Here is a 23,374-nt window from a genome sequence, read left to right as displayed (position 1 = left end):
CGGAGCCCTTGCCGACATGCGCCACTCCTTGCGTCAGGACGTCGCCGTCGAGCCGGTCATCGCCGGCTGGTACGGCTGGTCGTACCTGCTGCCGCCCCAGACCCTCGCCCGCTTCGTCCACAACCGGTTCACCCGCATCGTCGAGAGCTACCTCGACGACCCCCAGGTCCACGCGGCGGCCGTCCGGCAGCGCCGGATGCACGGCGGCCCCTGGATCCACGCCCACGAGCACCGCGAGGCCATCGAGACCTGGTACCGGGACACGGCTCCCCGGCGGGCGCGGCTGGAGGAGCTCTTCGAGGCGATCCGGCGGCTGGAGGAGGACATCCTGCCCGGCCGGAACGGCGAGTGCCTCGATCCCGTCTACCAGGAGCTGCCCCGGGCGCTCGCCGGACGGGTGGAGGTGTTCTACGGCAGGGACAACCGCACCGCCGACTACCGTTTCATCGAACCCCTCATGTACGCGTCGGAGTACTACGACACCTCGTGGCAGCAGGTGCGTTTCCGCCCCGTCACGGAGGACGCCCGCGAGTTCGCCCTCACCACGCCGATGCTGGAGTACGGCCCGGAGCAGTTGCTGGTGGACGTCCCCCTGGACTCCCCGCTGCTCGACAGGGTGTTCCGCGGCGGTCTGACCGGGGCCGAACTGGACGATCTCGCGGTGTCGTTCGGCCTGGAGGGCGAGCGGGCCGCCCGGTTCGCCTCGTACTTCGAACCCGACCCGCGCTCCGCCGCGGGACCGCCGCCTCCTCCGGATCACGACGTCCTCGAATACGTCGGCCACGCCTGCGTGTTCGCCCGCCACCGGGGGACGACCTTCCTGGTGGACCCGGTCCTGAGCTACGCGGGCTATCCCGGCGGGGCGGAGAACCGGTTCACCTTCGCCGATCTGCCGGAGCGCATCGACCACCTCCTCATCACCCACAACCACCAGGACCACATGCTGTTCGAGACCCTGATCCGGATCCGGCACCGGGTCGGCAGGGTCCTGGTCCCCAGGTCCACCAACGCCAGCCTGGTGGACCCCGGGCTCGGCGGCATCCTGCGCCGGCTGGGCTTCACCGACGTCGTCGAGGTCGACGACCTGGAGACCCTGTCCTGCGGCTCGGCCGAGGTCGTGGCCCTGCCGTTCCTGGGGGAACACGGCGACCTGCGGATCCGCAGCAAGACGGGCTGGCTGCTGCGGTTCGGGGAGCGGTCGGTCCTGTTCGCCGCCGACTCCACGAACATCTCACCGGCGATGTACGCCAAGGTGGCGGAGGTGGTCGGTCCGGTCGACACCGTCTTCATCGGCATGGAGAGCACCGGCGCGGCGGCCAGCTGGATCTACGGCCCCCTCTACGGCGAGCCGCTGGACCGCAGGACCGACCAGAGCCGACGGCTCAACGGCTCCGACTTCCCGCAGGCGCGGCGGATCGTCGACGTGCTGGAGCCCGACACGGTCTACGTGTACGCGATGGGCCTCGAACCCTGGATGGGCATCGTGATGGCCATCGACTACGACGAGAGCCACCCCGCCATCGTGGACAGCGACCTCCTGGTGCGGCACGTCCAGGACAAGGGCGGGACCGCCGAGCGACTGCACCTGCGCAGGACGCTGCCCCTCTGAGCCCGCCGGGGCCCGGGTCCCGGGCCCGCCCGCACCCGCGCCCGCGCCCGCGCGCCGATGCCCATGCCTGCGGCCCCGGCCCGGCCCCGGCCCCCGACGTCCGACCGTCCCCGTTCCCCGGCGTTCCCTGCTCCCCCGGCCCGCCGGGCGCCGTCCCCGCGCCCCTCGGCGAGCCCTTCGAGACAAGGTGCCCCACCATGCGCACGCTCCTGATCGACAACTACGACTCGTTCACCTACAACCTGTTCCAGTACATCGGCGAGGCGACCGGCCGGTCCCCCGTCGTCGTGACCCACGACGACGACTGGTCGCGGCTGCGCCTGGAGGACTTCGACGCGATCGTCGTGTCGCCGGGGCCCGGCAGGCCGGACCGGGAGAAGGACTTCGGAATCAGCCGGCAGGCCATCGCCGACAGCGGTCTGCCCGTCCTCGGCGTCTGCCTCGGCCACCAGGGCATCGCCCAGCTCTTCGGCGGAACCGTCGCCCTCGCCCCGGAGCCGATGCACGGCCGGGCCTCCGAGGTGCGCCACACCGGCGAAGACGTCTTCAAGGGCGTCCCCTCCCCGTTCACCGCCGTGCGCTACCACTCCCTGGCGGCCACCGATCTCCCCGCCGAGCTGGAGCCCCTCGCCTGGAGCGACGACGGCGTCGTCATGGGGCTTCGGCACCGCGAGAAGCCCCTGTGGGGCGTCCAGTTCCATCCGGAGTCGATCGGCAGCGACTTCGGCCGGGAGATCATGGCCAACTTCCGCGACCTCGCCCTCGCCCACCACCGGACGCACCGGGACCGGACCGCCTCCCCGTACGAGATCCGGGTGCGCCGCGTCGACGTGCTGCCGGACGCCGAGGAGGTGCGCCGTACCTGCCTGTCCGGTGACGACACGTCGTTCTGGCTGGACAGCAGCGCCGTCCTCGAAGGCGCGTCGCGCTTCTCCTTCCTCGGCGACGGCCGGGGCCCGCTCGCCGAGTACGTCACCTACCAGGTCACCGACGGCGTCGTCTCCGTGCGCGGTTCCGACGGCCGGACGGCAGAGGTCCGGCAGCCCTTCTTCACCTATCTGGAGGAGCAGCTCGCCCGTCGGCGCGTTCCCGCCGTCCCCGGGCTGCCCTTCGACTTCCAGCTGGGTTACGTCGGATACCTCGGCTACGAGCTGAAGGCCGAGACGAGCGGCGAACCCGCGCACCGCTCCCCGCATCCCGACGCCGCGCTGCTCTTCGCGGACCGGGTGATCGCGCTCGACCACCAGGACGGCTGCTGCTACCTGCTGGCGCTCGACCGGCGCGGGCAGGACGACGGAGCCGGGACCTGGCTGCGGGAGACGGCCGAGGCCCTCACCGGTCTGGCCGTCCACGCCCCGGCGGACCGGACCCCCGTCATGAGCTTCGGCGCCCCCGAGGCGGCGGCCTGTTTCGGCGCTTCGGCCCGGGCCCGCCACGACAAGGACGCGTACCTCAAGCGCATCGACGAGTGCCTGGAGGAGATCCGCAACGGCGAGTCCTACGAGATCTGCCTGACCAACATGGTCACGGCGCCGACGGAGGCGGCGGCCCTGCCGCTCTACTCCGCTCTGCGCGCGATCAGTCCGGTCCCCTACGGCGCCCTGCTCGAATTCCCGGAACTCTCGGTGCTCAGTGCCTCGCCGGAACGGTTCCTCACGATCGGCGCGGACGGCGGCGTCGAGTCCAAGCCCATCAAGGGCACCCGCCCCCGGGGCGCCACGGCCGAGGAGGACGAGCGGCTCCGGGCCGACCTGGCAGGCCGGGAGAAGGACCGGGCCGAGAACCTGATGATCGTCGACCTGGTCCGCAACGACCTCAACAGCGTCTGCGCCATCGGCTCCGTCCACGTGCCCCGGCTCTTCGAGGTGGAGACCTTCGCCCCCGTGCACCAGTTGGTGTCCACCATCCGGGGGACGCTGCGGCCCGGCACGAGCACCGCCGCCTGTGTGCGCGCCGCCTTCCCCGGCGGTTCCATGACCGGTGCGCCCAAGAAGCGCACCATGGAGATCATCGACAGGCTGGAGGAGGGCCCCCGGGGCGTCTACTCCGGCGCCCTCGGCTGGTTCTCGCTGAGCGGCGCCGCCGACCTGAGCATCGTCATCCGCACCATCGTGCTGACCACGGGCCGGGCCGAGTTCGGGGTCGGCGGGGCGATCGTGTCCCTCTCCGACCAGGAGGAGGAGTTCACCGAGACCGTGGTGAAGGCCCGTGCGATGGTCTCCGCCCTCGACGGCGTCGCCGTGGCGGGCGCGCGGTGAGCGGCTTCGCGCGGAGCGTCGTCGTCGGCGGGAGCGGAGCGGTGGGCGGCATGTTCACCGGTCTGCTGCGGGAGGCGGGCGGACGGACGCTCGTCGTGGACGTCGTGCCGCCGCCGGAGGAGCGGGGTCCCTGTCTGGTGGCCGACGCCACGGCGCCGGGTCCCGAGCTGGAGGCCGCCCTCGGCCGCGCGGACCTCGTGCTGCTCGCCGTCCACGAGGCGGTGGCCCTCAAGGCCGTGGCCCCGGTGACCCGGCTCATGCGGCCGGGCGCGTTGCTCGCGGACACGCTCTCCGTCAGGGCGGGCATGGCCGCGGAGCTCGCCGCCCACGCCCCCGGTGTCGAACACGTCGGTCTCAACCCGATGTTCGCCCCGGCGGCGGGCATGGCGGGACGGCCCGTGGCCGCGGTGGTCACACGGGACGGGCCCGGCGTGTCGGCGCTGCTGCGGCTCGTCGAGCACGGCGGCGGGAGACCCGTACGGCTCTCGGCGGAGGAGCACGACCGGACGACCGCGGCCACCCAGGCCCTGACGCACGCGGTGGTCCTCTCCTTCGGGCTCGCCCTCACCCGGCTGGGCGTGGACGTCCGCACGCTGACGGCGACGGCCCCGCCGCCGCACCGGGTCCTGCTCGCCCTGCTGGCCCGGATCCTCGGCGGCAGCCCCGAGGTGTACGGGGAGATCCAGCGGTCCAACCCCGGTGCGGCGCCCGCGCGGCGGGCGCTCGCCGACGCGCTGCGCTCCCTCGGCCCTCTCCTCGGCGACGGCCCCGGCCCCGGCGGGGCGGCCGAAGGGCTGGACGGCGTCTTCGAGGAGCTGCGGCACTTCATGGGGCCGGAGCTGGCGGCTGAGCAGGACCACTGCCAGGAGCTGTTCCGAGTCCTCCACCGCACCGACGACGAAAGCGAGAACGGCCGATGACCGAGCAGGACGAGTTGCACCGGCTGCGCGGGGAGCTGGACACCCTCGACGGGACGCTCCTGGACACACTGCGCCGCCGCATCGACTGCGGCGTCCGCATCGCGCGGTACAAGTCCCGGCACGGTGTGCCGATGATGCAGCCCGGCAGGGTCAGCCTGGTCAAGGAGAGGGCCGCCCGCTACGCGGCGGACCACGGCCTCGACGAGACGTTCCTGGTGAACCTGTACGACGCGATCATCACGGAGATGTGCCGCGTCGAGGACCTGGTGATGGACCGGGAGAGCCCGATGTCCGAGGAGCGGCGCTGAGACCGTCCCGCCGGACCCTGTGCGCGAAACCCACGACAGCCCCTTCCCGTGGGGGCGGAGGAGATCACGATGCACGCGACCATGACGCTCGCGTCCCTGACCGGACGGACGGCGGCGCAACAGCCCTACTGGCCGGACCCGGACGCCCTCGGCGAAGTGGAACGGGAGCTGGCCGGGCTCCCGGTGCTCACCACCGAGAACGAGACCGTCGACCTGATGAGCGGGATGGACCTGGTCGGCCGGGGCTCGGCGCTCCTCGTCCAGGGCGGTGACTGCGCCGAACGCTTCCACGAGGCCGTTCCGGAACTAGTCCGGCAGAAGGTGGACAACCTCCAGGGTCTCGCCGCGATCATGCGGGCGGGCAGCGGGCTGCCCGCGGTGACGATCGGGCGCATCGCCGGCCAGTACGGGAAGCCCCGCTCCTCGCCGTTCGAGACGGAGGACTCGGGCTCGGGACGCCAGATGCCCAGCTACTGCGGCGACGCCGTGAACGAGCCCGAGTTCGAGGCGGCGGGCAGGATCCCGGAACCCCGTCGGCTGCTCACCGCGTACACGTGCTCGCGTCTCGTCCTCGACGAGATCCGGCACTCCTGGCCGGGGCGGCCCGTCCTGGAACGGGTCTACACCTCGCACGAGTTGCTCCTGCTGCCCTACGAGCGGCCGCTGGTGAGGAGGGGCGCGCACGGCGTCTACAGCGGTTCCGCCCACTTCGGGTGGATCGGCGAGCGGACCCGCCGGGAGGACGGCGCCCACGTCGCCCTCGCCCAGGCCGTGCACAACCCGGTCGGCGTCAAGCTGGGGCCGACGGCCTCGCCGGAGGAGGCGGTCGCCCTGAGCCGGTCGCTGAACCCGGAGGGTGTTCCGGGGCGGCTGACGTTCATCGTGCGCTTCGGCGCGAAGGACGTGGACCGGCTCCTGCCGCCGGTCGTCGAGGCGGTCGCCCGCCACGGCGCGCCGGTCGTCTGGCTCTGCGACCCCATGCACGGCAACGGACTGAAGCTGGCGGGCCACAAGACCCGGCTCATCGAGCCGATGCGGGCCGAGATCACGTCCTTCGCCCGGGTGTTGCGGGCCCACGGGCAGTGGCCCGCGGGCCTCCATCTGGAACTGACCCCCGATCCGGTCACCGAGTGCGTGTCGGAGCGGGACGAGCCGCCCCGGTTCACGGACTACCGGTCCACGTGCGACCCGCGGCTGAACCCCGAGCAGTCGGCCGGGATGGTCTCCCATTTCCTCTCCCTGCTCTGACCCGGGACGTCCCGCGCGTCGTCGTGTCCGGCCGGTCGTCCGCCCTCCGGGGAGGACGGGCGACCGGACACGGGGAGCGACGGTCAGGAACGGGCCTCCACGGGGCGCTCGGCCGGCCGGTCCTCCGCGGCACCGGTACCGGCCTTGCCGCCGGTGAGGCCGGCGACCCGGGCGACGCCCGCCAGGAGCAGGGCGGCGGCGACGAGCACGGCGCTGACCACCAGCGGCGAGCGGTAGCCGAGCTGGGTGCTCAGGGCGAGACCGCCCAGGGCGGGCCCGACGGCGGCGCCCACGTTCAGCGCGGCGGTGGCGAAGCCGCCGCCCAGGGTGGGGGCTTCGGACGCGGTGTAGAGGGCCTGCGCGATCAGGGTGGAGCCCACGCAGAACGAGAGCGCGCCCTGGAGGAAGACGAAGACCAGCGCCACGACCGGGTTGGCCGCCGTGAGGGCGAAGAGCAGCCAGCCCGCCAGCAGCGCCGTGCCTCCGACCGCCAGTACCTGGCCGGGACGCGTGTCCGCCAGCCGGCCACCGATGTTGACCCCGACGAAGGACCCGACACCGAACAGCGCGAGCGCCGCGGGCACCCACCCGGAACCGAGGTCGGTGACGTTGGTGATGACGGGAGTGAGGTACGTGAACGAGCAGAACGTCGCTCCGTTGACCAGCGCCCCGAGCACGAGGATGACGATCAGCCGGGGCCTGCGCAGCGCGCCCAGCTCGTGGCGGACGCTGGGGGCCGCCGGATCGACGGGCGCCGACGGCACGGACCACAGCACCGCGAAGACCGCGGGGGCGGAGATGATCGCGACGCCCCAGAAGGCCGAGCGCCAGCCCCATGCCTCGCTCAGTACGGCACCGAGGGGGACGCCCGCGATACAGGCGAGGGTGACTCCGCTCAGGAGCACCGAGGTCGCCCGGCCCTTGGCCTGGGGTCCGACCATGCTCGCGGCGGTCGCGAGACCGACGGCGAGGAAACCGGCGTTGGCCAGGGCGGCGATCACCCTTGTGACGAAGAGGACTTCGAAGCTGTGGGTGAGCGCGCCCACGACATGTGCGAGGAGGAAGGTGATCAGGAAGGCGAGCAGGGCCCGGCGGCGCGGCCACCGGAGGCTCAGCATCGCGACCAGCGGCGCGCCGACGACCATGCCGACGGCGAAGGCCGAGGTCAGCGAGCCGACGGCCTGGAGGGAGACGCCGAAGTCGGCGGCCATGTCCTCCACAAGACCGGACAGCATGAATTCCGACGTTCCCTGGGCGAATACGGCCAGCCCCAGAACGTAGATGGCGAATGGCATGAAGAAGCTCCAACTACATCGCAGAAAAGGAAGACGCGACGCATGGACAGAAGCTCATGCGGTCGCGTGGGAGCCGTCCCGGAGATGACTCAGGACGTGTTCCCGCGACGCGGTTGATCCGTGGCAGACGCACGACACGCTGCTCGACCGGAAGGCCGGGAAGAGCAGGGTCGCCGGAGGTTTACGCGATCAGCCACCGGATCACCGGTGGCTCGCTTCTCTCTGCCTCGGGGCTCGACATGCCTCTCAACATAGCAACGCCCGGAACGCCGTGTCTAACGCCTTGCGAGGCCCCCGGCGCCCCGGTGTTCCGCCGTCCCCGAGCCCGTACGGCACCGCCGCCCCGGGTCGGACGATCCGCGTGACTCCGCAGAACCCCGCACAGAACAAGGAGCGTTCATGACCACCCACCAAACAGCCATGATCATGGTCGGTCTGGCGTCGATCCTCGCACTCGCTCATGTGCTGGGACGCCTCGCACGACGGTGCGGCCAGCCGGCCGTCGTGGGGGAGATCCTCGCCGGCATCCTGCTCGGTCCGACGCTGTTCCACGGCGCGCTCTCGGACCTGGTCTTCCCCTCGGACGTACGGCCGATGCTCAGCACGCTCGGCAACCTCGGCGTCGCGCTCTTCATGTTCCTCGTCGGCCTCGAACTCGACCGAAGGCTGCTGCGCGGGACCGGGCGCGCCGCTGCGGGGGTGTCCGTGGGCTCGATCCTCTGCTCGTTCGGGCTCGGCACCCTGCTGGCGGTCTGGCTGTGGAACCACCACGCGAGCGGCGACCGGCTCGCCTTCGTGCTGTTCATCGGCGCGGCCATGTCCATCACCGCCTTCCCGGTCCTGGCCCGCATCCTCACCGACCGGGGCATCCAGCAGACCAGGGTCGGGGCGCTGGCGATGGCGAGCGCGGCGGTGGGCGACGTGATCGCCTGGCTGCTCCTCGCGGCCGTCCTGACCTTCACCGGGAGCCAGAGTTCCTGGCAGGTGCTGCTGGTCGTGCCGTACGCCCTGGTCATGATCGTGGTGGTGCGCCCGCTGCTCGGCAGGTTCCTGGCCGCCCGGGAGCCCCGGGGGGCGGACGACGGCGAGCGGCACGCCGCGCCGCTGGGTGTGCTGGCGGTGCTGCTGCTGGTGTCGGGCGCCCTGAGCGAGTGGTTCGGGCTGCACTTCATCTTCGGCGCTTTCCTCGCCGGGGCGATCGTCCCGCGCCAGGGCACGGAGCGGCTCCGCGCGGCGGTCGTCGTCCGCTTCGAGTCGATCACCTGGATGCTGTTGCCCGCGTACTTCACCGTGGCGGGTCTGAAGGTGGACCTGAGCACGGTGGACGGGGACGCGATCGGCCGGCTGGGCCTGATCCTGCTGGTGGCGGTCGTCGGCAAGTTCGGGGGCGCCTACCTCGGAGCGCGGGCCGCCGGTCAGCCCGGACGGTCGGCGACGACGCTGGGCATCCTGATGAACACCCGCGGCCTCACCGAACTCATCATCCTCGGCGTAGGGCTGCAGGCGGGGCTGCTCGACGCGGACCTGTACTCGCTCATGGTGGTCATGGCCCTCGTCACCACCGCCATGACCGCGCCGCTGCTGCGCTGGGCCTACCCGCGCCAGATGGTCGACGCGGACCTGCGGGAACTGGCCGCGGAGTGGGAGGCGGCGGTCCAGCACACCGAGCGCTCCGGGCGCGGTGGCCGACGGCCCTCGGAGGCGAAGCGCTGATGTCCACGCTGCTGACCGGGCTGGTTCCCGAAGCGGTCCTGACCGCGGAGGAGTTCGGTGACATCCCGGACGCCTGGATCTTCCCGGAGGAAGCGGCCGTGCTGAGCCGGGCGGTGGACCGCAGGCGCCGGGAGTTCGCCACCGTACGGCACTGCGCGCGACTGGCCCTGACCGACCTGGGGCGTCCGGCGGGACCGATGGTTCCCGGGGAGAGGGGGGCACCGGCCTGGCCGGAGGGCGTGGTGGGCTCGATGACCCACTGCGACGGCTACCGCGCCGCCGCCGTGTCTCGGAGGATCGACGTCACGGCCCTGGGCATCGACGCCGAACCGCACGCGCCGCTGCCGCCGGGCCTTCTCCGCCGGATCGCCTCGCCGTCCGAGCGGGACCGGCTGGAGGCGCTGCGCCACGCCCGGCCCTCGCTCCACTGGGAGCGGGTGTTCTTCAGCGCGAAGGAGGCGGTGTACAAGGCGTGGTTCCCGCTGACCGGGTCCTGGCTCGACTTCCGGGAGGCGGAGCTGACCCTCGACCCGTACCGGCGGACCTTCCGCGCCCGTCTCCTGCGGACGGGTCACGACCCCGAGGGGCGGGCGCTCCACACTCTTCGGGGGCGGTGGCGGGTGGGCCGCGGGCTCGTCGTCACCGCTGTCGCCCACCGTCCCCCGGCGCTCGTCCCCGGAGGCTCGGGCGCCGCCGGGGGAGCCTGCGGCTCCCCCGCGCGCGACAGGCGTTAACCGGTCAGGGAGTCCTCGACGCACCGTAACTCCCGGGCCATCCCCTTGAGGTCGTCGGCGCAGGCGGACAGGATGTCGGCCACCGCCTCCCTTCCGTGCAGGGGGATGGTGGGGGCGAGGCGCTTCCATTCCTCGGTCGTCCGCAGCTGGGTGTGCAGCCGGTGCAGAACGAGCCGTCCGCTCTCGCTCAGCCTCAGCGAGGGATCGTTGCGGAGTCCGTCGAAGAGGGTGATGCGGCGGGCGAGGTCGTGGGCGGCGGCCCGCCCGGCACGGTCCTCGTCCGAAGCGGTCGACGCCGTGGCGGCCGGGTCCGCGTGGTCGTCGGACCGGCGGCTGTCCGGTACCGCGGGGCGGCCCTGGGCCAGCCGGTGGCGCACGTCGCGGGCCGTCCCCACGGAGATGCCGGCCCGCCGGGCGATCTCGCGCAGTGAGGTGGCCGGGTTCGCCTCGATCACCTCGGCGGCCACCCGCCGTCCCTCCGCCGCCGTGGCCGGACGGACCCGGCCGTCCCGGCCGACGCGCACGTCCGGCCGCGCGTCCGGGTCGGCGATGCCCCGGCGCAGCGCGCCCACCCCGGTGGCGTTCCAGCCGGTCCTCTCGGCGATGCTGCGGTCGGACCAGTGCGGGTGGGTCCGGATGATCCGCAACGCGGCCTGCTTCCGCTCGTCGGCCGAGAGCGGGAGTCCGTGCCGGGTGTTGGACTCCACGGCGAGCAGGAAGGCCGCGTGCTCGTCCCCCTCGAACCAGCGCGCGCCGATGGTGCGCCGGTTGCGCAGCTCCGCGGCCCGCACCCGGTGCATCCCGTCGACGACGCGCAGGGTCGCCCGGTGCACCAGGATCGGCGGGAACTCCGCCTCGCTCTCCGCGAGGGCCCGTACGTGTGCCTGGTCGATCGTGAAGCGCGGCGAGTCCGCCGGCTGCAGGGTGCGTATGTCGATATTGAAGGTGGACGTCTGCCGTTGATCCGACAGTGCGGACATCAATGCCTCCAGGAATGCACGTCATCCATGACGGAAATGGTGGGACGGACCGCCGCCGCGAGCAGGGCGGAGCGCCGTGCGGACGCACGGGCGGCGGGAGGGGAGGGACCGCCGCGGCGGGGCGCGCGGGGATCACGGATGGGGGGTGGGGGGAGAGGGGGGAGAAGGGGGAGGGGGCGGGGGGCGGGCACGGCGGCGAGGCCGTGCCGACGGAGGCCGCGGTACGGGGCCGGGGCGCGAGGCGGTGGCGCGCGAGGTGGTGGCGCGGACCTTCGCGGAGCGCGGAGGGGTCAACCACCGTTCCGGGAAAGGCCGGTTCTCGTCATGACACGACACCCGGCGGGAAGCCCGGCCTTCGGCGGCCCGCGCCTGGCCCGTTCACCCGTCGGTCCTGCGTGTCACGCGGCTGCACCATGCGATCGCGGTCCTTTCGAGGGAGGGACGACGCCTCGCCCGGCGCCGAACGTAGCCGAAATGTGACGCTAAGCCAGCGGATGATGAGCGTCAACACGTCCGCTGACGAGGACAGCCCTGTCCGTCTCCGCGCCTGTCCGGGATCACCCTTGTCCGCTCAGGAAAACAGGGATACACATGGCCAGTGTCTTCGGGAGGGGAGGGGCCGCATGGGCGAGGACCCGGTACGCCACGACGGAGTGCGTCCGTTGCTGCGGAAGTTCGACCAGCGGCTCGTCGAGCTGATCCGCGCCGTCTACCCCGACGAGCAGCAGCGGCCGGGGTACGCCCGTCTCGCCCGGGAGATCAGCGCCGCGACCGGCGGCTCCATCTCCGGGACGTACCTGTGGGAACTCGCCTCGGGCAAGAAGCGCAACATCACGCTCGAACAGCTCGACGTCCTGGCCCAGTTCTTCGGAGTGCCCCCCGAGTACTTCCTCAACGAGGAGGTGTCGCAGCGGGTGAAGGCCCAGCTGGAACTCGCCACCGCCCTGCGGGACGCCAAGGTGCGCAGCCTGGCGATGCGGGCCTCGGGGCTCTCGCCCGCGAGTCTCGACTCCCTCCTCACCATCGTGAACGAGACGAGGAAGACGCAGAACCTCCCCGAGGTCGACCGCCAGGCACCGGGCACGGACGCCGGAACGGACGGGGAGCCGACGGCCACGTGACGGGGCACCCCTTCGAAACCGACGCCAAGGAGCGGTAGCTGTTGCGAACCCCCACCCTGCACCGACGCTGCCGGAAGATCGCCGAGCGGGTCCGGCTCCCCCAGCCGTTCTCCATCCCCACCTTCCGCGAACACGTCGCTGAACAGCGCGGACGCCCCCTGCATCTCCACCCGTTGCCCCTCGACGCGTCGAGGGCAGGCGCCTGCGGCCTCTGGCTCGCGACGACCACGGACGACCACATCTTCTACGAGCGGCACACCTCCGCGCTCCACCAGGAGCACATCGTGCTGCACGAGTTCGGCCACATGCTCTTCGAGCACGATCCTCGGGTGGAGGAGGAGACGGACGGCGGTGACGCCCTGCGCAGCACCTTCCTGCCGGACCTCGACCCGCGCGTGGTGGGCCGCATCCTGGGCCGCACCAACTACTCCACCCGTCAGGAACGCGAGGCCGAACTGCTCGCCAGCATGTTGCGCACCGGGGCGGACCAGCCCCACCGGCACGCGCCACAGGGTCCGCTCGCCAGTCTGAGCGCGGCCATCGGGGTGGAGGACCCGGGGTGCTGAGCGCGCACCTGGCCGCGATCGGCGGCTGGCTCACGTACCCCTGCTGTCTCTGTCTCTGCCTCGCCGCGCTCCTTCGCGCGGCGGCGTCCCTGCGCTCCCCCGACCAGCGCGGGCTGTGGCTGGCCGTGGCCACGGCGGGCCTGGCGATGACGCTCGACCTTCCCGCCGTCACCGGAGCGGCCACGCGTCTTCTCGGCACCGACCACACGGTCGACCTGGTGAGGAACCTGACCGGAGTGGTGTCGGCGGGCGCCGCGCTCTTCTTCGTGTCGGCCCCCAGCAGGAGCCGTCGGCTCCGTACCGGCCTCTGCGCCGTCGTCGCCGCGGTCCTGATCGTCCTGACGGTCCTCGACCTCTCCGCCCCGGCGCACACGGCCCACTCGGTGACCGCCGCCGGGGGGCCGACGCCGTCCTCCGCGTACTGGCTGACGCTCATCTCCACCCATATGGTGTCCGACTCCGTGTGCATGGTGGTCTGCTGCTGGTACGCCCTGCGCACGGACGACCGTCCGCTGGCCACCGCCCTCTGGCTGTTCGCCGCGGGCACCGCGCTCGCCGCGCTCTTCTGGATCGGCCGGCTGCTCCTCCTGTTCGAGGTGCGGTGGGCGCTGCCGTACCTCCCGCTCCTGATCAACCTGCACGCCTTCCTGAGAGCGGCGGCCATCCTCGCGCCCACCGCCGTGGTCCTCGCCAGGACCCTGGCCGACGCCCGTACCGTGTGGCGGCTCTGGCCCCTCTGGCGCGAGCTGGTGGGTGCCGTCCCCCATGTCGTCCTGACCCGGCGCGGGACGAGGCTCCTCGAACTCCTCTGGCCCCCGGTTCCGCGCGGGCTGCTCGCCTACCGCAAGCTCATCGAGATCCGGGACGCGATGCTGGAGCTCGACCACTACGTGCCCCCCGGGCTCCCCGTCCTGGCGCGCGAGCGCGTCCGGCCGCTGGGACTCCCCCCGGCCCAGGCGGACGCGATGGCCCTCGCCTGTGTGATGAAGGAGGCCCGCCGGGCGAAGCTCGCGGGCCGCCCTCGGTACGACTCCCCCGGAGAATCGTTTCTCTGGAACGAGTCGCCCGCGCCCCTCACCCGCCAGGAGCACGCGACGGCCCTGACCGCCGAGAAGACCCACCTGGTCGCACTGGCCCGCGCCTACGCCTCGGCACCCGCGTTCTCGTTCCCCGCCCAGGGACGCCGACCCGGCACGGAGACGACCGCCGGAAGGGCCGGAGCGGACGGGAAGGACGACACCGCCGAGGACGGCCGCCGCAGCGAAAGCCACCGGCCCCTCCGTACGCACGCCTGACCGGTGATCGAACCCACCGAAGAATTCGTACGGGGCCTCCGCGTGTCGTCCACAGGTCGAGCACCGCGCCGGGATACCGTCACGACCAGCGTCTTGGCTGGTCACGACGTTTCTTCTGTTGTGGGGCGGGTGGGACTCGAACCCACGGCCGACGGATTATGAGTCCGCTGCTCTAACCGGCTGAGCTACCGCCCCCGACGTTGACGCGCGTACAAGTGTGCGCGCCGTCTGCCGCAGCATAGCCGCTCATACGATCTCCTGCTCCGGAAGATCGGCTCTGCTGACCATGAAGACCCCGGGGCGGTCCCCGCGGTTCCCGCAGACGCGAAAAAGGACCCCGAAGGGTCCTCTTCCGTTCCGCTCCCCCGGCTGGACTCGAACCAGCAACCCTCCGGTTAACAGCCGAATGCTCTGCCAATTGAGCTACAGGGGATCGCGCTCCCCCGACTGGACTCGAACCAGTAACCTGCCGGTTAACAGCCGGCTGCTCTGCCAATTGAGCTACAGGGGATTGCTGCGTCGCAGCGATCGTACCCAGTCCGGCTGAACCGGGAGGGCGCCCGCTCGCTGCGAGACATACATTAGCGCAAGCAGGGGGGTGCTCCGCCAATCGGTATCGCCGCGGGCACCGGGACACATCAGGGAAGCTCAGGGAAGGATGGTGGCCGTGCGGTACAAGCTGACGTTCGTCGCGGGAATCGCCCTCGGTTACGTGATCGGCACGCGGGCCGGGCGCGAGCGGTACGAGCAGTTGAAGAAGTCCGTGCGGGACTTCACCCAGAACCCGGCGGTGCGCAACGCCGCCGAGTCGGCCGCCCAGACCGGCCGCCAGGCCGCGGGCAAGGCGGCGCACGTCGTGGGCGACAAGGTCGGCGACCGGCTGCCGTCCTCCGTGACCGTCCGCATCCAGGCCCTGCGCGAGCGGAGCGCGGGCAACGGAAGGGTCGAGGACGACGACTGGGGCACCAGCAACACCTGAACCGTCCCGCGTGCGGCAGAATCGGGGGCATGGGGATAGTCGCCGGACTCGACAGCTCAGCGGAGTTCACACGCATCGTCGTCTGTGACACGGACACGGGTGCCGTACTGCGGCAGGGATACGCCTCTCATCCGGGCGAACCCAAGGCCGTCGACGTCGACCCGCAGACCTGGCTGCTCTCGCTCGGGGAGGCCGCCACCGGCGGGCTCCTCGAAGGGGTGGAGGCCATCGGCGTCTCCGCGCAGCAGCACGGACTCGTACCGCTCGACGCGCAGGGCGGCCTCGTCCGGCCCGCGCTCGTGCGCAACGACAAGCGGGCCCAGGTCGCCGCCGCCGACCTCGTCGACTCGCTGGGCGGCCGCCAGGCCTGGGCCGAGGCCGTCGGCTCCGTGCCCGCCTCCGGGCAGCCCGTCGCCAAGCTCCGCTGGCTCGCCCGCACCGAACCCGAGCAGGCCCGCCGGATCGCGATGGTCCTCCAGCCGCACGACTGGCTGGTCTGGCAGCTCCTCGGCAGGCCCGCCCGCCGCACCACCGACCGGGGCGCCGCCTCCGCCACCGGCTACTGGTCGGCCCGCACCGGCACCTGGCGCCCCGACCTCGTCGAGCTGGCGCTCGGGCACCGGGCCGCGCTGCCCGAGGTCCTCGGCCCCTCCGCCGCGGCCGGCACCACGCCCGAGGGCCTCCTCATCTCCGCGGGCACCGGCGAGACCATGGCCGCCGCCCTCGGGCTCGGGCTCGGACCGGGCGACGCGGTCGTCTCGCTCGGCGCCTCCGGCTCCGTGATGGCCGTCCACCACGAGGCCCTCGCCGACCCCAGCGGCATGATCACCTCCTTCGCCGACGCCACCGGGATGCACCTGCCGGTCGTCCACACCTCCAACGCGGTACGGGCGCTGCGCGGCACCGCCGAGATGCTGGACCTCGCCTCCCTGGAGGAGCTGTCCGCGCTCGCCCTGAAGTCCACCCCCGGCGCCTCCGGGCTCGTCCTGCTGCCCTATCTGGAGGGCGAGCGGACCCCGGACCTGCCCGGGACCGCGGGCACCCTCAGCGGCCTCCGGCGGGCCTCGATGAAGCCCGAGCACCTGGCACGGGCCGCGTTCGAGGGGATGCTCTGCTCGCTCGCCGACGCCATGGACGTGCTGCGCTCGCGGGGCGTCGAGGTGCGGCGGGTCTTCCTGCTCGGCGCCGCCGCCTCGCTCCACGCGGTGCAGGCCGTCGCGCCCGCCCTGTTCGGGGCGCAGGTCGTCGTCCCCCAGCCGGCCGACTACGCGGCGCTCGGTGCCGCCCGGCAGGCCGCCTGGGCCCTCGGGGTCGCCCGGGGCACCCTGTCCCCGTCCGCCCCCCCGGCCTGGCAGGGCGCCGCCACCCAGGTGCTCGAACCCGGCGAGGAGCTGGCGGTCGGCCGTGCGGTGCGCCAGCAGTACACGGCGACCCGGGACCAGATCCACCCGGGCGCCTTCGGTTCGTAAAGGTTCGTCAAGGTTCCTAAAGTCTTCCCCAGGGCCACGCCCGTACCCCGAAACGGAGTCGTAACGCTCCGGGGGTGCGGGCGATAGTAGGAGCCGTGCTCATAAGACTTCTCCGAACCCACCTTCGGCCCCATCGAAAACCGATCGCGCTGCTCGTGCTGCTGCAGTTCCTGCAGACCTGCGCGAGCCTCTACCTCCCCACCCTGAACGCGGACATCATCGACAACGGCGTCGTCTCCGGGGACTCCGGCTACATCCTGCGGTTCGGCGCCCTGATGATCGGCGTCTCCGTCGTCCAGGTCGTCTGCAACATCGGAGCCGTGTACTACGGCGCGCGGACCGCCTCCGCCCTGGGCCGGGACGTGCGCGGCGCGGTCTTCGACCGGGTGCAGTCGTTCTCGGCGCGGGAGCTGGGGCACTTCGGCGCTCCCTCGCTGATCACCCGTACGACCAATGACGTGCAGCAGATCCAGATGCTGGTCCTGATGGCGTTCACCCTGATGGTCTCCGCGCCCATCATGTGTGTCGGCGGCGTCGTGATGGCGCTCGGGCAGGACGTGCCGCTGTCGGGCGTGCTGCTCGCGGTGGTGCCGGTGCTCGGAATCTCCGTGTCGCTGATCGTGCGGCGGATGCGTCCGCTGTTCCGGACCATGCAGACGCGCCTCGACACGGTGAACCGGGTGCTGCGCGAGCAGATCACCGGCAACCGGGTGATCCGCGCGTTCGTGAAGGACGGGTACGAGGCGGACCGGTTCCGCGGCGCCAACGCCGAACTGACCGATGTGTCGATGGCGACCGGCCGGCTGATGGCGCTGATGTTCCCGACGGTGATGACCGTCGTGAACATCTCCAGCGTGGCCGTCGTCTGGTTCGGGGCGCACCGCATCGACAGCGGCGGGATGCAGATCGGTGCGCTGACCGCGTTCCTCGCCTATCTGATGCAGATCGTGATGGCGGTCATGATGGCCACCTTCATGTTCATGATGGTGCCGCGCGCGGAGGTCTGCGCGGAGCGCGTCCAGGAGGTCCTGTCCACCGAGTCCAGCGTGGTGCCCCCGGCGGAGCCGGTGACCGCGCTCGACCGGCGCGGCCATCTGGAGGTGCGGGGCGCGGACTTCCGTTACCCCGGCGCGGAGGAGTCCGTCCTCAAGGACGTCGAGCTCGTCGCGCGGCCCGGTGAGACCACCGCGATCATCGGCTCCACCGGCAGCGGCAAGTCCACCCTCCTCGGACTCGTTCCCCGGCTCTTCGACGCCACCGGCGGCCAGGTCCTGGTCGACGGCGTCGACGTGCGCACCCTCGACCCCGGGCTGATGGCGAGGACCGTCGGGCTCGTCCCGCAGAAGCCCTACCTCTTCTCGGGCACGGTCGCCACGAACCTGCGCTACGGCAAGCCCGACGCCACCGACGAGGAACTGTGGCACGCCCTCGGCGTCGCCCAGGCTGCCGACTTCGTACGGAAGCTGGAGCACGGTCTGGACGCCCCGATCGCCCAGGGCGGCACCAATGTCTCCGGCGGGCAGCGCCAGCGCCTCGCCATCGCGCGGACCCTGGTGCAGCGGCCGGAGATCTACCTGTTCGACGACTCGTTCTCGGCGCTGGACTACGAGACGGACGCCCTGCTGCGGGCCGCGCTGTCCGCGGAGACCGCCGACTCGACCGTGGTGATCGTCGCCCAGCGGGTCTCCACCATCCGTGACGCCGACCGGATCGTCGTCCTCGACGAGGGCCGGGTCGTCGGCACCGGGCGGCACCGGGAGCTGATGGCGGACAACGAGACGTACCGGGAGATCGTGCTCTCCCAGCTCACCGAGGCGGAGGCAGCCTGATGGCCGGTCCTGGCGGACGCATGATGGCCGGTGGCGGCCCCGACCAGCGGTCGATGGACTTCAAGGGGTCGGGCAAGCGGCTGCTGCGGCAGCTGGCGCCCGAGCGCGGCGCGCTCTGGGTGATGCTGATCGCCGGTGTGCTGTCGGTGGCGGCCTCGGTGGTCGGTCCGAAGATCCTCGGCAAGGCGACCGACCTCGTCTTCGCGGGCGTGATCGGACGACGGTTCGAGAGCGGCACGAAGGCGGAGGCGATCGAGCGGCTGCGGGCCGCGGGCGACTCCGGCATGGCGGACATGCTGTCCGGGGTGGACTTCGTCCCGGGGCGGGGGATCGACTTCTCGGCCGTCGGCACGGTGCTGCTCGTGGTCCTCGGCGTGTACGTGGCGGCGGGTCTGCTGATGCTGGTCTCCACCCGCATGTCGATCAAGGTGATCAACCGGACGGTCTACCGGATGCGGGAGGACGTCCAGGCGAAGCTGTCGCGGCTTCCGCTGTCGTACTTCGACAAGGCGCGGCGCGGTGAGGTCCTGTCGCGGGCGACCAACGACATAGACAACATCTCGCAGACGCTCCAGCAGTCGATGGGCCAGCTGGTCAACTCGCTGCTGACCATCGTCGGCGTGCTCGCGATGATGTTCTGGATCTCGCCGCTGCTCGCCCTGGTGGCGCTGGTGACGGTGCCGGTGTCGGTGTTCGTCGCGGCGAGGATCGGCAAGCGTTCGCAGCCGCACTTCGTGCAGCAGTGGAAGTCCACGGGCACGCTGAACGCGCACGTGGAGGAGATGTACAGCGGGCACACGCTGGTGAAGGTCTTCGGGCGGCAGGAGGAGTCCGCGAAGGACTTCCGCGAGCAGAACGAGGCGCTGTACGAGGCGGGGTTCAAGGCCCAGTTCAACAGCGGTGTGATGCAGCCGGTGATGTTCTTCGTGTCGAACATCAACTACGTCCTGGTGGCCGTGGTCGGCGGTCTGCGGGTGGCGAGCGGCACGCTCTCCATCGGTGACGTGCAGGCCTTCATCCAGTACTCGCGCCAGTTCTCGATGCCGCTGACGCAGGTCGCCTCGATGGCGAACCTGGTGCAGTCGGGCGTCGCCTCGGCCGAGCGGATCTTCGAGCTGCTCGACGCCGAGGAGCAGGAGCCCGACGCGCCGACCAGCGAGAACCCGGTGGACCTCAAGGGCAAGGTGGCCCTGGAGGGGGTCTCCTTCCGCTACGAGGCCGACAAGCCGCTCATCGAGGACCTGTCGCTGAGCGTGGAGCCGGGCCAGACGGTCGCGATCGTCGGTCCGACGGGCGCGGGCAAGACGACCCTGGTGAACCTGCTGATGCGGTTCTACGAGGTGACGGGCGGCCGGATCACCCTCGACGGGGTGGACATCGCGAGGATGACCCGGGAGCGGCTGCGGTCCGGGATCGGCATGGTCCTCCAGGACACCTGGCTGTTCGGCGGGACCATCGCGGAGAACATCGCGTACGGCGCGACGCGCGAGGTGACCCGGGCGGAGATCGAGGAGGCGGCGCGGGCGGCGCACGCCGACCGGTTCGTCCGCACCCTGCCCGAGGGGTACGACACGGTCATCGACGACGAGGGTTCGGGCGTCAGCGCGGGTGAGAAGCAGCTGATCACCATCGCGCGGGCGTTCCTGTCCGATCCGGTGATCCTGGTGCTCGACGAGGCGACGAGTTCGGTGGACACCCGGACGGAGGTCCTGATCCAGAAGGCGATGGCGCGCCTCGCGCACGGGCGGACCTCGTTCGTGATCGCCCACCGGCTCTCCACGATCCGGGACGCGGACGTGATCCTGGTGATGGAGAACGGCTCGATCGTGGAGCAGGGCACCCATGAGGAGCTGCTGACGTCCGGCGGGGCGTACGCCCGGCTGTACGCGGCGCAGTTCGCGCAGGCAGTGGCGGAGGTCGACTGACCGCGGTCTCCGTACGGTGGGGGGCCGGGCCGCCGCGGCGGTGCGGCCCCCGCCGTGTGTCCGCCGTCGGCCGGTCCGGTCGCCGTCGGCCCGTTCAGTCCAGGTAGCCGCGCAGCTGGTCCGCGTAGGCGTGGTCGCGGAGTTTGCTGAGGGTCTTGGACTCGATCTGGCGGATGCGTTCCCGGGTGACGCCGAAGATGCGGCCTATCTCCTCCAGGGTGCGGGGCCTGCCGTCGTCCAGGCCGTAGCGGAGCTGGACGACCTTCCGTTCGCGTTCGCCGAGGGTGGAGAGGACGTCCTCCAGGTGGCGGCGGAGCAGCAGGAACGCGGCCGACTCCACCGGGGAGGCGGCGTCGCCGTCCTCGATGAGGTCGCCGAGGGCCACGTCGTCCTCCTCGCCGACGGGGGCGTGCAGGGAGACGGGTTCCTGGGCGAGCCGCAGCACCTCGCCGATCCGTTCGGGCGGCAGGTCGAGCTGGGCGGCGACCTCCTCGGCGGTGGGCTCGTAGCCGCGTTCCTGGAGCATCCGGCGCTGGACGCGGATCACCCGGTTGATGAGTTCGACGACGTGGACGGGGACGCGGATGGTCCGTGCCTGGTCGGCGAGGGCGCGGGACATCGCCTGGCGGATCCACCAGGTGGCGTAGGTGGAGAACTTGTAGCCCCGGGCGTAGTCGAACTTCTCGACGGCGCGGATGAGGCCGAGGTTTCCTTCCTGGACGAGGTCCAGCATGGTCAGGCCGCGGCCCACGTACCGTTTGGCGACGGAGACGACGAGGCGCAGGTTGGCCTCGATGAGCTTGCGTTTGGCGATCCGGCCGAGGACGACGATCCGGTCGAGGTCGCCCGCGAGCCGTGAGTCGAGGTCGGGGGTCCCGGTGAGCTTCTCCTCGGCGAACAGGCCGGCCTCGACCCGGCGGGCGAGGTCGACCTCCTCCTCGGCGGTGAGCAGCGGGATGCGTCCGATCTCGCGGAGGTACTGGCGGAACAGGTCCGAGGAGGGTCCGTTGCTCCCGGGGTCGGCGCGGCGGCGCGGGGGCGGCGGCGCGGCTTCCTCCACCGCGTCCTCGCCGGGTTCGGCCGGTTCCTGCGACACGGTCTGGGTCTGCACGGCGGGCGACCTCCAGGGAGGGGCGGAACGGCTCCGTCACCCAGTGTGGGGTACGACACATCGCCGCCACGAGGGGCGTGCGTGACTTTTTGCCAGCGGTGCGTGACGGAACGTGTGTCAGAGGGCGGCGGCGCCGTTGTTCCGCAGGGACTGCCCGTACTGGGTGAGGACCCACAGTTCGTTCTGGACGGCGGCGATCCGTTCCGGGTCGCCCTGTGGGCCGAGGCGGGCCAGGGTGCCCTGGACGTCCCGGATGCGGCGGTCGACGGCGCGGAGCCGGACGGTGACGAGCTGGTCCCCGGCGTAGGCCTCGTCGACGGTCTTCGCGAAGATCGTCTCGACGGCGAGTTCGGTGACGAGGGCGCGGACCGTGTCGTCGGGGGCGGCCTGGCGGACGGTGTCGAGGTAGTCGGAGGGGGCGCCGGTGGCGCCGCCCGCGTCCTGGACGCACTGGCGGACGGCCGCGTACGGCGGGGCGGTGAACTCGTCGGCGCCGTACGCGTCGAAGGCCGGGGAGACCAGTTCGGGTCGCTGGAGGGCGAGCTTGAGCAGTTCGCGCTCGGTGCGGTGGGCGGGGCTGCGCAGGTTGAGCGCGGGGCCCGGGGCGCCCGGGGCCGGGGCGGCGGTGTCGTAGCCGCGCTGCTGCGGGGCGGACCGCGCGGGGCCCTTGCCGCCCCGGTCGCGGGCCCAGCGGGCGAGCTGGGCGACCCGCTTGACGACGAACTGGGTGTCGAGGATGCCGAGCATCCCCGCGAGCTGGACGGCGACCTCGTGCTGGGCGCCGATGTTCTTGATGCGGGCGACGATGGGCGCGGCCTCGTCGAGGGCGGCGGCGCGGCCCGCGGGGGTCTCCAGGTCGTACCGCTTCACGATCTGGCGGAGGGCGAACTCGAAGAGCGGGGTGCGGGGCTGGACGAGGTCCGCGACGGCCCCGTCGCCCTTGGCGAGGCGCAGGTCGCAGGGGTCCATGCCGTCGGGGGCGATGGCGATGTACGTCTCGGCGGCGAACTTCTGGTCGTCCTCGAAGGCGCGCAGGGCGGCCTTCTGTCCGGCGGCGTCGCCGTCGAAGGTGAAGATGACGCGGGCCGAGCCGTTGTCCATGAGGAGCCTGCGGAGGATCTTGATGTGGTCGCCGCCGAAGGCGGTGCCGCAGGTGGCGATGGCGGTGGTGACCCCGGCGAGGTGGCAGGCCATGACGTCGGTGTAGCCCTCGACGACGACGGCGCGGCTGGCCTTGGCGATGTCCTTCTTCGCCAGGTCGATGCCGTAGAGCACCTGGGACTTCTTGTAGACCGGGGTCTCGGGGGTGTTGAGGTACTTGGGGCCGTTGTCGTCGTCGCGGAGCTTGCGGGCGCCGAAGCCGACGATCTCGCCGCCGACGTCCCTGATCGGCCACATGAGGCGGCCCCGGAAGCGGTCTATGGGGCCCCGGCGGCCGTCCTGGGAGATCCCGGAGAGGATCAGTTCCTTGTCGGTGAAGCCCTTGCCGCGCAGGAAGCGGGTGAGGTGGTCCCAGCCGGCCGGGGAGTAGCCGACGCCGAAGTGCGCGGCCGCGGCCTGGTCGAAGCCGCGCTCGGCGAGGAACTTCCGGCCGATCTCGGCCTCGGGCGAGTCGAGTTGGTCGATGTAGAACTGGGCGGCGGCCTTGTGCGCCTCGATCAGGCGGATGCGCTCGCCGCGCTGGTGGCCGGGGTTGTAGCCGCCCTCCTCGTACCGGAGGGTGATGCCCGCCTTGGCGGCGAGGCGCTCGACCGTCTCCGAGAAGGAGAGGTGGTCGATCTTCATCACGAACGCGATGGTGTCGCCGCCCTCCTGGCAGCCGAAGCAGTGGAACAGTCCCTTGCTCGGGCTGACCTGGAAGGAAGGCGACTTCTCGTCGTGGAAGGGGCAGAGGCCTTTGAGGTTCCCGCCGCCCGCGTTGCGGAGCTGGAGGTACTCGGACACGACGGCGTCGATCGGGACCGCGTCCCGTACCGCCTTCACGTCGTCATCGTTGATCCTGCCTGCCACGCAC

The 23,374-nt window shown here is 71.9% G+C and carries 18 protein-coding genes and 3 tRNA genes; 14 read left to right on the top strand and 7 right to left on the bottom strand.

The window, feature by feature from the left end:
- The first annotated feature begins 16 nt into the window (after positions 1-16).
- The 5 genes from ACIO92_RS06070 to ACIO92_RS06050 all read left to right on the top strand — a co-directional run bounded on the left by ACIO92_RS06070 (position 17) and on the right by ACIO92_RS06050 (position 6,343).
- Positions 17-1,609 (top strand): MBL fold metallo-hydrolase, encoded by a 1,593-nt coding sequence (locus ACIO92_RS06070; RefSeq protein ID WP_401240109.1) that lies wholly within the window; start codon positions 17-19, stop codon positions 1,607-1,609.
- A 197-nt stretch (positions 1,610-1,806) separates the two neighbouring features.
- Positions 1,807-3,867, top strand: coding sequence for an aminodeoxychorismate synthase component I (pabB, locus tag ACIO92_RS06065; protein WP_401240112.1), 2,061 nt, complete (start codon positions 1,807-1,809; stop codon positions 3,865-3,867).
- Positions 3,864-4,787 (top strand): prephenate dehydrogenase dimerization domain-containing protein, encoded by a 924-nt coding sequence (locus ACIO92_RS06060; RefSeq protein ID WP_401240114.1) that lies wholly within the window; start codon positions 3,864-3,866, stop codon positions 4,785-4,787. Before pabB ends, ACIO92_RS06060 begins: the two co-directional genes overlap by 4 nt.
- Positions 4,784-5,095 carry a 4-amino-4-deoxychorismate mutase CmlD gene (gene cmlD / locus ACIO92_RS06055; RefSeq protein WP_401240117.1) on the top strand — a complete coding sequence of 104 codons (312 nt, stop codon included), beginning with the start codon at positions 4,784-4,786 and terminating at the stop codon, positions 5,093-5,095. Before ACIO92_RS06060 ends, cmlD begins: the two co-directional genes overlap by 4 nt.
- A 69-nt stretch (positions 5,096-5,164) precedes the next feature.
- Positions 5,165-6,343 carry a 3-deoxy-7-phosphoheptulonate synthase gene (locus ACIO92_RS06050; RefSeq protein ID WP_402279779.1) on the top strand — a complete coding sequence of 393 codons (1,179 nt, stop codon included), beginning with the start codon at positions 5,165-5,167 and terminating at the stop codon, positions 6,341-6,343.
- Positions 6,344-6,426: 83 nt separating this feature from the next.
- On the opposite strand, the gene ACIO92_RS06045 is transcribed toward ACIO92_RS06050, so the two are convergent.
- Positions 6,427-7,638 (bottom strand): Cmx/CmrA family chloramphenicol efflux MFS transporter, encoded by a 1,212-nt coding sequence (locus tag ACIO92_RS06045; protein ID WP_401240121.1) that lies wholly within the window; start codon positions 7,636-7,638, stop codon positions 6,427-6,429.
- A gap of 399 nt (positions 7,639-8,037) precedes the next feature.
- Here ACIO92_RS06045 and ACIO92_RS06040 point away from each other — a divergent pair, with 399 nt between their 5' ends.
- Positions 8,038-9,351 carry a cation:proton antiporter gene (locus tag ACIO92_RS06040; protein ID WP_401240123.1) on the top strand — a complete coding sequence of 438 codons (1,314 nt, stop codon included), beginning with the start codon at positions 8,038-8,040 and terminating at the stop codon, positions 9,349-9,351.
- A gap of 8 nt (positions 9,352-9,359) precedes the next feature.
- Positions 9,360-10,085, top strand: coding sequence for a 4'-phosphopantetheinyl transferase (locus ACIO92_RS06035; protein ID WP_401240143.1), 726 nt, complete (start codon positions 9,360-9,362; stop codon positions 10,083-10,085).
- Here the strand turns inward: ACIO92_RS06035 and ACIO92_RS06030 are convergent.
- The gene (locus ACIO92_RS06030) at positions 10,082-11,065 is read right to left on the bottom strand and encodes a transcriptional regulator (protein ID WP_402279782.1); all 984 of its coding nucleotides are present in this window, start codon (positions 11,063-11,065) and stop codon (positions 10,082-10,084) included. The genes ACIO92_RS06035 and ACIO92_RS06030 overlap by 4 nt on opposite strands.
- Before the next feature lie 623 nt (positions 11,066-11,688).
- Between ACIO92_RS06030 and ACIO92_RS06025 the strand changes: the two genes are divergently transcribed.
- The 3 genes from ACIO92_RS06025 to ACIO92_RS06015 are packed head-to-tail and all read left to right on the top strand — an operon-like array spanning position 11,689 to position 14,047.
- The gene (locus tag ACIO92_RS06025) at positions 11,689-12,186 is read left to right on the top strand and encodes a hypothetical protein (protein WP_401240128.1); all 498 of its coding nucleotides are present in this window, start codon (positions 11,689-11,691) and stop codon (positions 12,184-12,186) included.
- A gap of 41 nt (positions 12,187-12,227) precedes the next feature.
- Positions 12,228-12,752 (top strand): hypothetical protein, encoded by a 525-nt coding sequence (locus ACIO92_RS06020; RefSeq protein WP_401240130.1) that lies wholly within the window; start codon positions 12,228-12,230, stop codon positions 12,750-12,752.
- Positions 12,746-14,047 (top strand): MAB_1171c family putative transporter, encoded by a 1,302-nt coding sequence (locus tag ACIO92_RS06015; RefSeq protein WP_402279785.1) that lies wholly within the window; start codon positions 12,746-12,748, stop codon positions 14,045-14,047. The genes ACIO92_RS06020 and ACIO92_RS06015 overlap by 7 nt, the downstream gene beginning before the upstream one ends.
- A gap of 121 nt (positions 14,048-14,168) precedes the next feature.
- Here the strand turns inward: ACIO92_RS06015 and ACIO92_RS06010 are convergent.
- The 3 genes from ACIO92_RS06010 to ACIO92_RS06000 all read right to left on the bottom strand — a co-directional run bounded on the left by ACIO92_RS06010 (position 14,169) and on the right by ACIO92_RS06000 (position 14,558).
- Positions 14,169-14,242: transfer RNA gene (locus tag ACIO92_RS06010), tRNA-Ile, on the bottom strand.
- 165 nt (positions 14,243-14,407) lie between these two features.
- Positions 14,408-14,480: transfer RNA gene (locus ACIO92_RS06005), tRNA-Asn, on the bottom strand.
- A gap of 5 nt (positions 14,481-14,485) precedes the next feature.
- A tRNA-Asn gene (locus ACIO92_RS06000) sits at positions 14,486-14,558 on the bottom strand.
- A gap of 156 nt (positions 14,559-14,714) precedes the next feature.
- Between ACIO92_RS06000 and ACIO92_RS05995 the strand changes: the two genes are divergently transcribed.
- From ACIO92_RS05995 to ACIO92_RS05980, 4 genes are all read left to right on the top strand, one after another.
- Positions 14,715-15,026, top strand: coding sequence for a YtxH domain-containing protein (locus ACIO92_RS05995; RefSeq protein WP_366440467.1), 312 nt, complete (start codon positions 14,715-14,717; stop codon positions 15,024-15,026).
- A gap of 29 nt (positions 15,027-15,055) precedes the next feature.
- A complete protein-coding gene (locus tag ACIO92_RS05990) occupies positions 15,056-16,495 on the top strand; it encodes an FGGY family carbohydrate kinase (RefSeq protein ID WP_366440468.1) in 1,440 nt (479 codons plus the stop codon).
- Positions 16,496-16,590: 95 nt separating this feature from the next.
- Positions 16,591-18,324 carry an ABC transporter ATP-binding protein gene (locus ACIO92_RS05985; protein WP_402279787.1) on the top strand — a complete coding sequence of 578 codons (1,734 nt, stop codon included), beginning with the start codon at positions 16,591-16,593 and terminating at the stop codon, positions 18,322-18,324.
- Complete coding sequence (locus tag ACIO92_RS05980; RefSeq protein ID WP_366440470.1) at positions 18,324-20,249, top strand: ABC transporter ATP-binding protein; 1,926 nt, start codon at positions 18,324-18,326, stop codon at positions 20,247-20,249. Before ACIO92_RS05985 ends, ACIO92_RS05980 begins: the two co-directional genes overlap by 1 nt.
- 94 nt (positions 20,250-20,343) lie before the next feature.
- Here ACIO92_RS05980 and ACIO92_RS05975 read toward each other — a convergent pair whose 3' ends face one another.
- Positions 20,344-21,345: an RNA polymerase sigma factor gene (locus tag ACIO92_RS05975; RefSeq protein WP_401238198.1), complete on the bottom strand. Its 1,002-nt coding sequence runs from the start codon at positions 21,343-21,345 to the stop codon at positions 20,344-20,346.
- A gap of 132 nt (positions 21,346-21,477) precedes the next feature.
- Entirely contained in the window at positions 21,478-23,370 is a 1,893-nt protein-coding gene (gene dnaG / locus ACIO92_RS05970; protein WP_366440471.1) for a DNA primase, read from the bottom strand.
- Positions 23,371-23,374: the final 4 nt, after the last annotated feature.

Origin of the sequence: Streptomyces sp. NPDC087215, assembly GCF_044744885.1 — a bacterium.
Classification (GTDB): domain Bacteria; phylum Actinomycetota; class Actinomycetes; order Streptomycetales; family Streptomycetaceae; genus Streptomyces.
Note: the sequence above shows the minus strand (reverse complement) of the source record. Positions and strands in the feature narration are given on the sequence as shown.

What these genes read in the sequence shown, in the direction of transcription:
- ACIO92_RS06070 (WP_401240109.1), top strand. Translation starts at nt 17, where the DNA reads ATGCGCCACTCCTTGCGTCAGGACGTCGCCGTCGAGCCGGTCATCGCC.
- pabB (WP_401240112.1), top strand. Translation starts at nt 1,807, where the DNA reads ATGCGCACGCTCCTGATCGACAACTACGACTCGTTCACCTACAACCTG.
- cmlD (WP_401240117.1), top strand. Translation starts at nt 4,784, where the DNA reads ATGACCGAGCAGGACGAGTTGCACCGGCTGCGCGGGGAGCTGGACACC.
- ACIO92_RS06050 (WP_402279779.1), top strand. Translation starts at nt 5,165, where the DNA reads ATGCACGCGACCATGACGCTCGCGTCCCTGACCGGACGGACGGCGGCG.
- ACIO92_RS06045 (WP_401240121.1), bottom strand. Translation starts at nt 7,638, where the DNA reads ATGCCATTCGCCATCTACGTTCTGGGGCTGGCCGTATTCGCCCAGGGA.
- ACIO92_RS06040 (WP_401240123.1), top strand. Translation starts at nt 8,038, where the DNA reads ATGACCACCCACCAAACAGCCATGATCATGGTCGGTCTGGCGTCGATC.
- ACIO92_RS06030 (WP_402279782.1), bottom strand. Translation starts at nt 11,065, where the DNA reads ATGTCCGCACTGTCGGATCAACGGCAGACGTCCACCTTCAATATCGAC.
- ACIO92_RS06025 (WP_401240128.1), top strand. Translation starts at nt 11,689, where the DNA reads ATGGGCGAGGACCCGGTACGCCACGACGGAGTGCGTCCGTTGCTGCGG.
- ACIO92_RS05990 (WP_366440468.1), top strand. Translation starts at nt 15,056, where the DNA reads ATGGGGATAGTCGCCGGACTCGACAGCTCAGCGGAGTTCACACGCATC.
- ACIO92_RS05980 (WP_366440470.1), top strand. Translation starts at nt 18,324, where the DNA reads ATGGCCGGTCCTGGCGGACGCATGATGGCCGGTGGCGGCCCCGACCAG.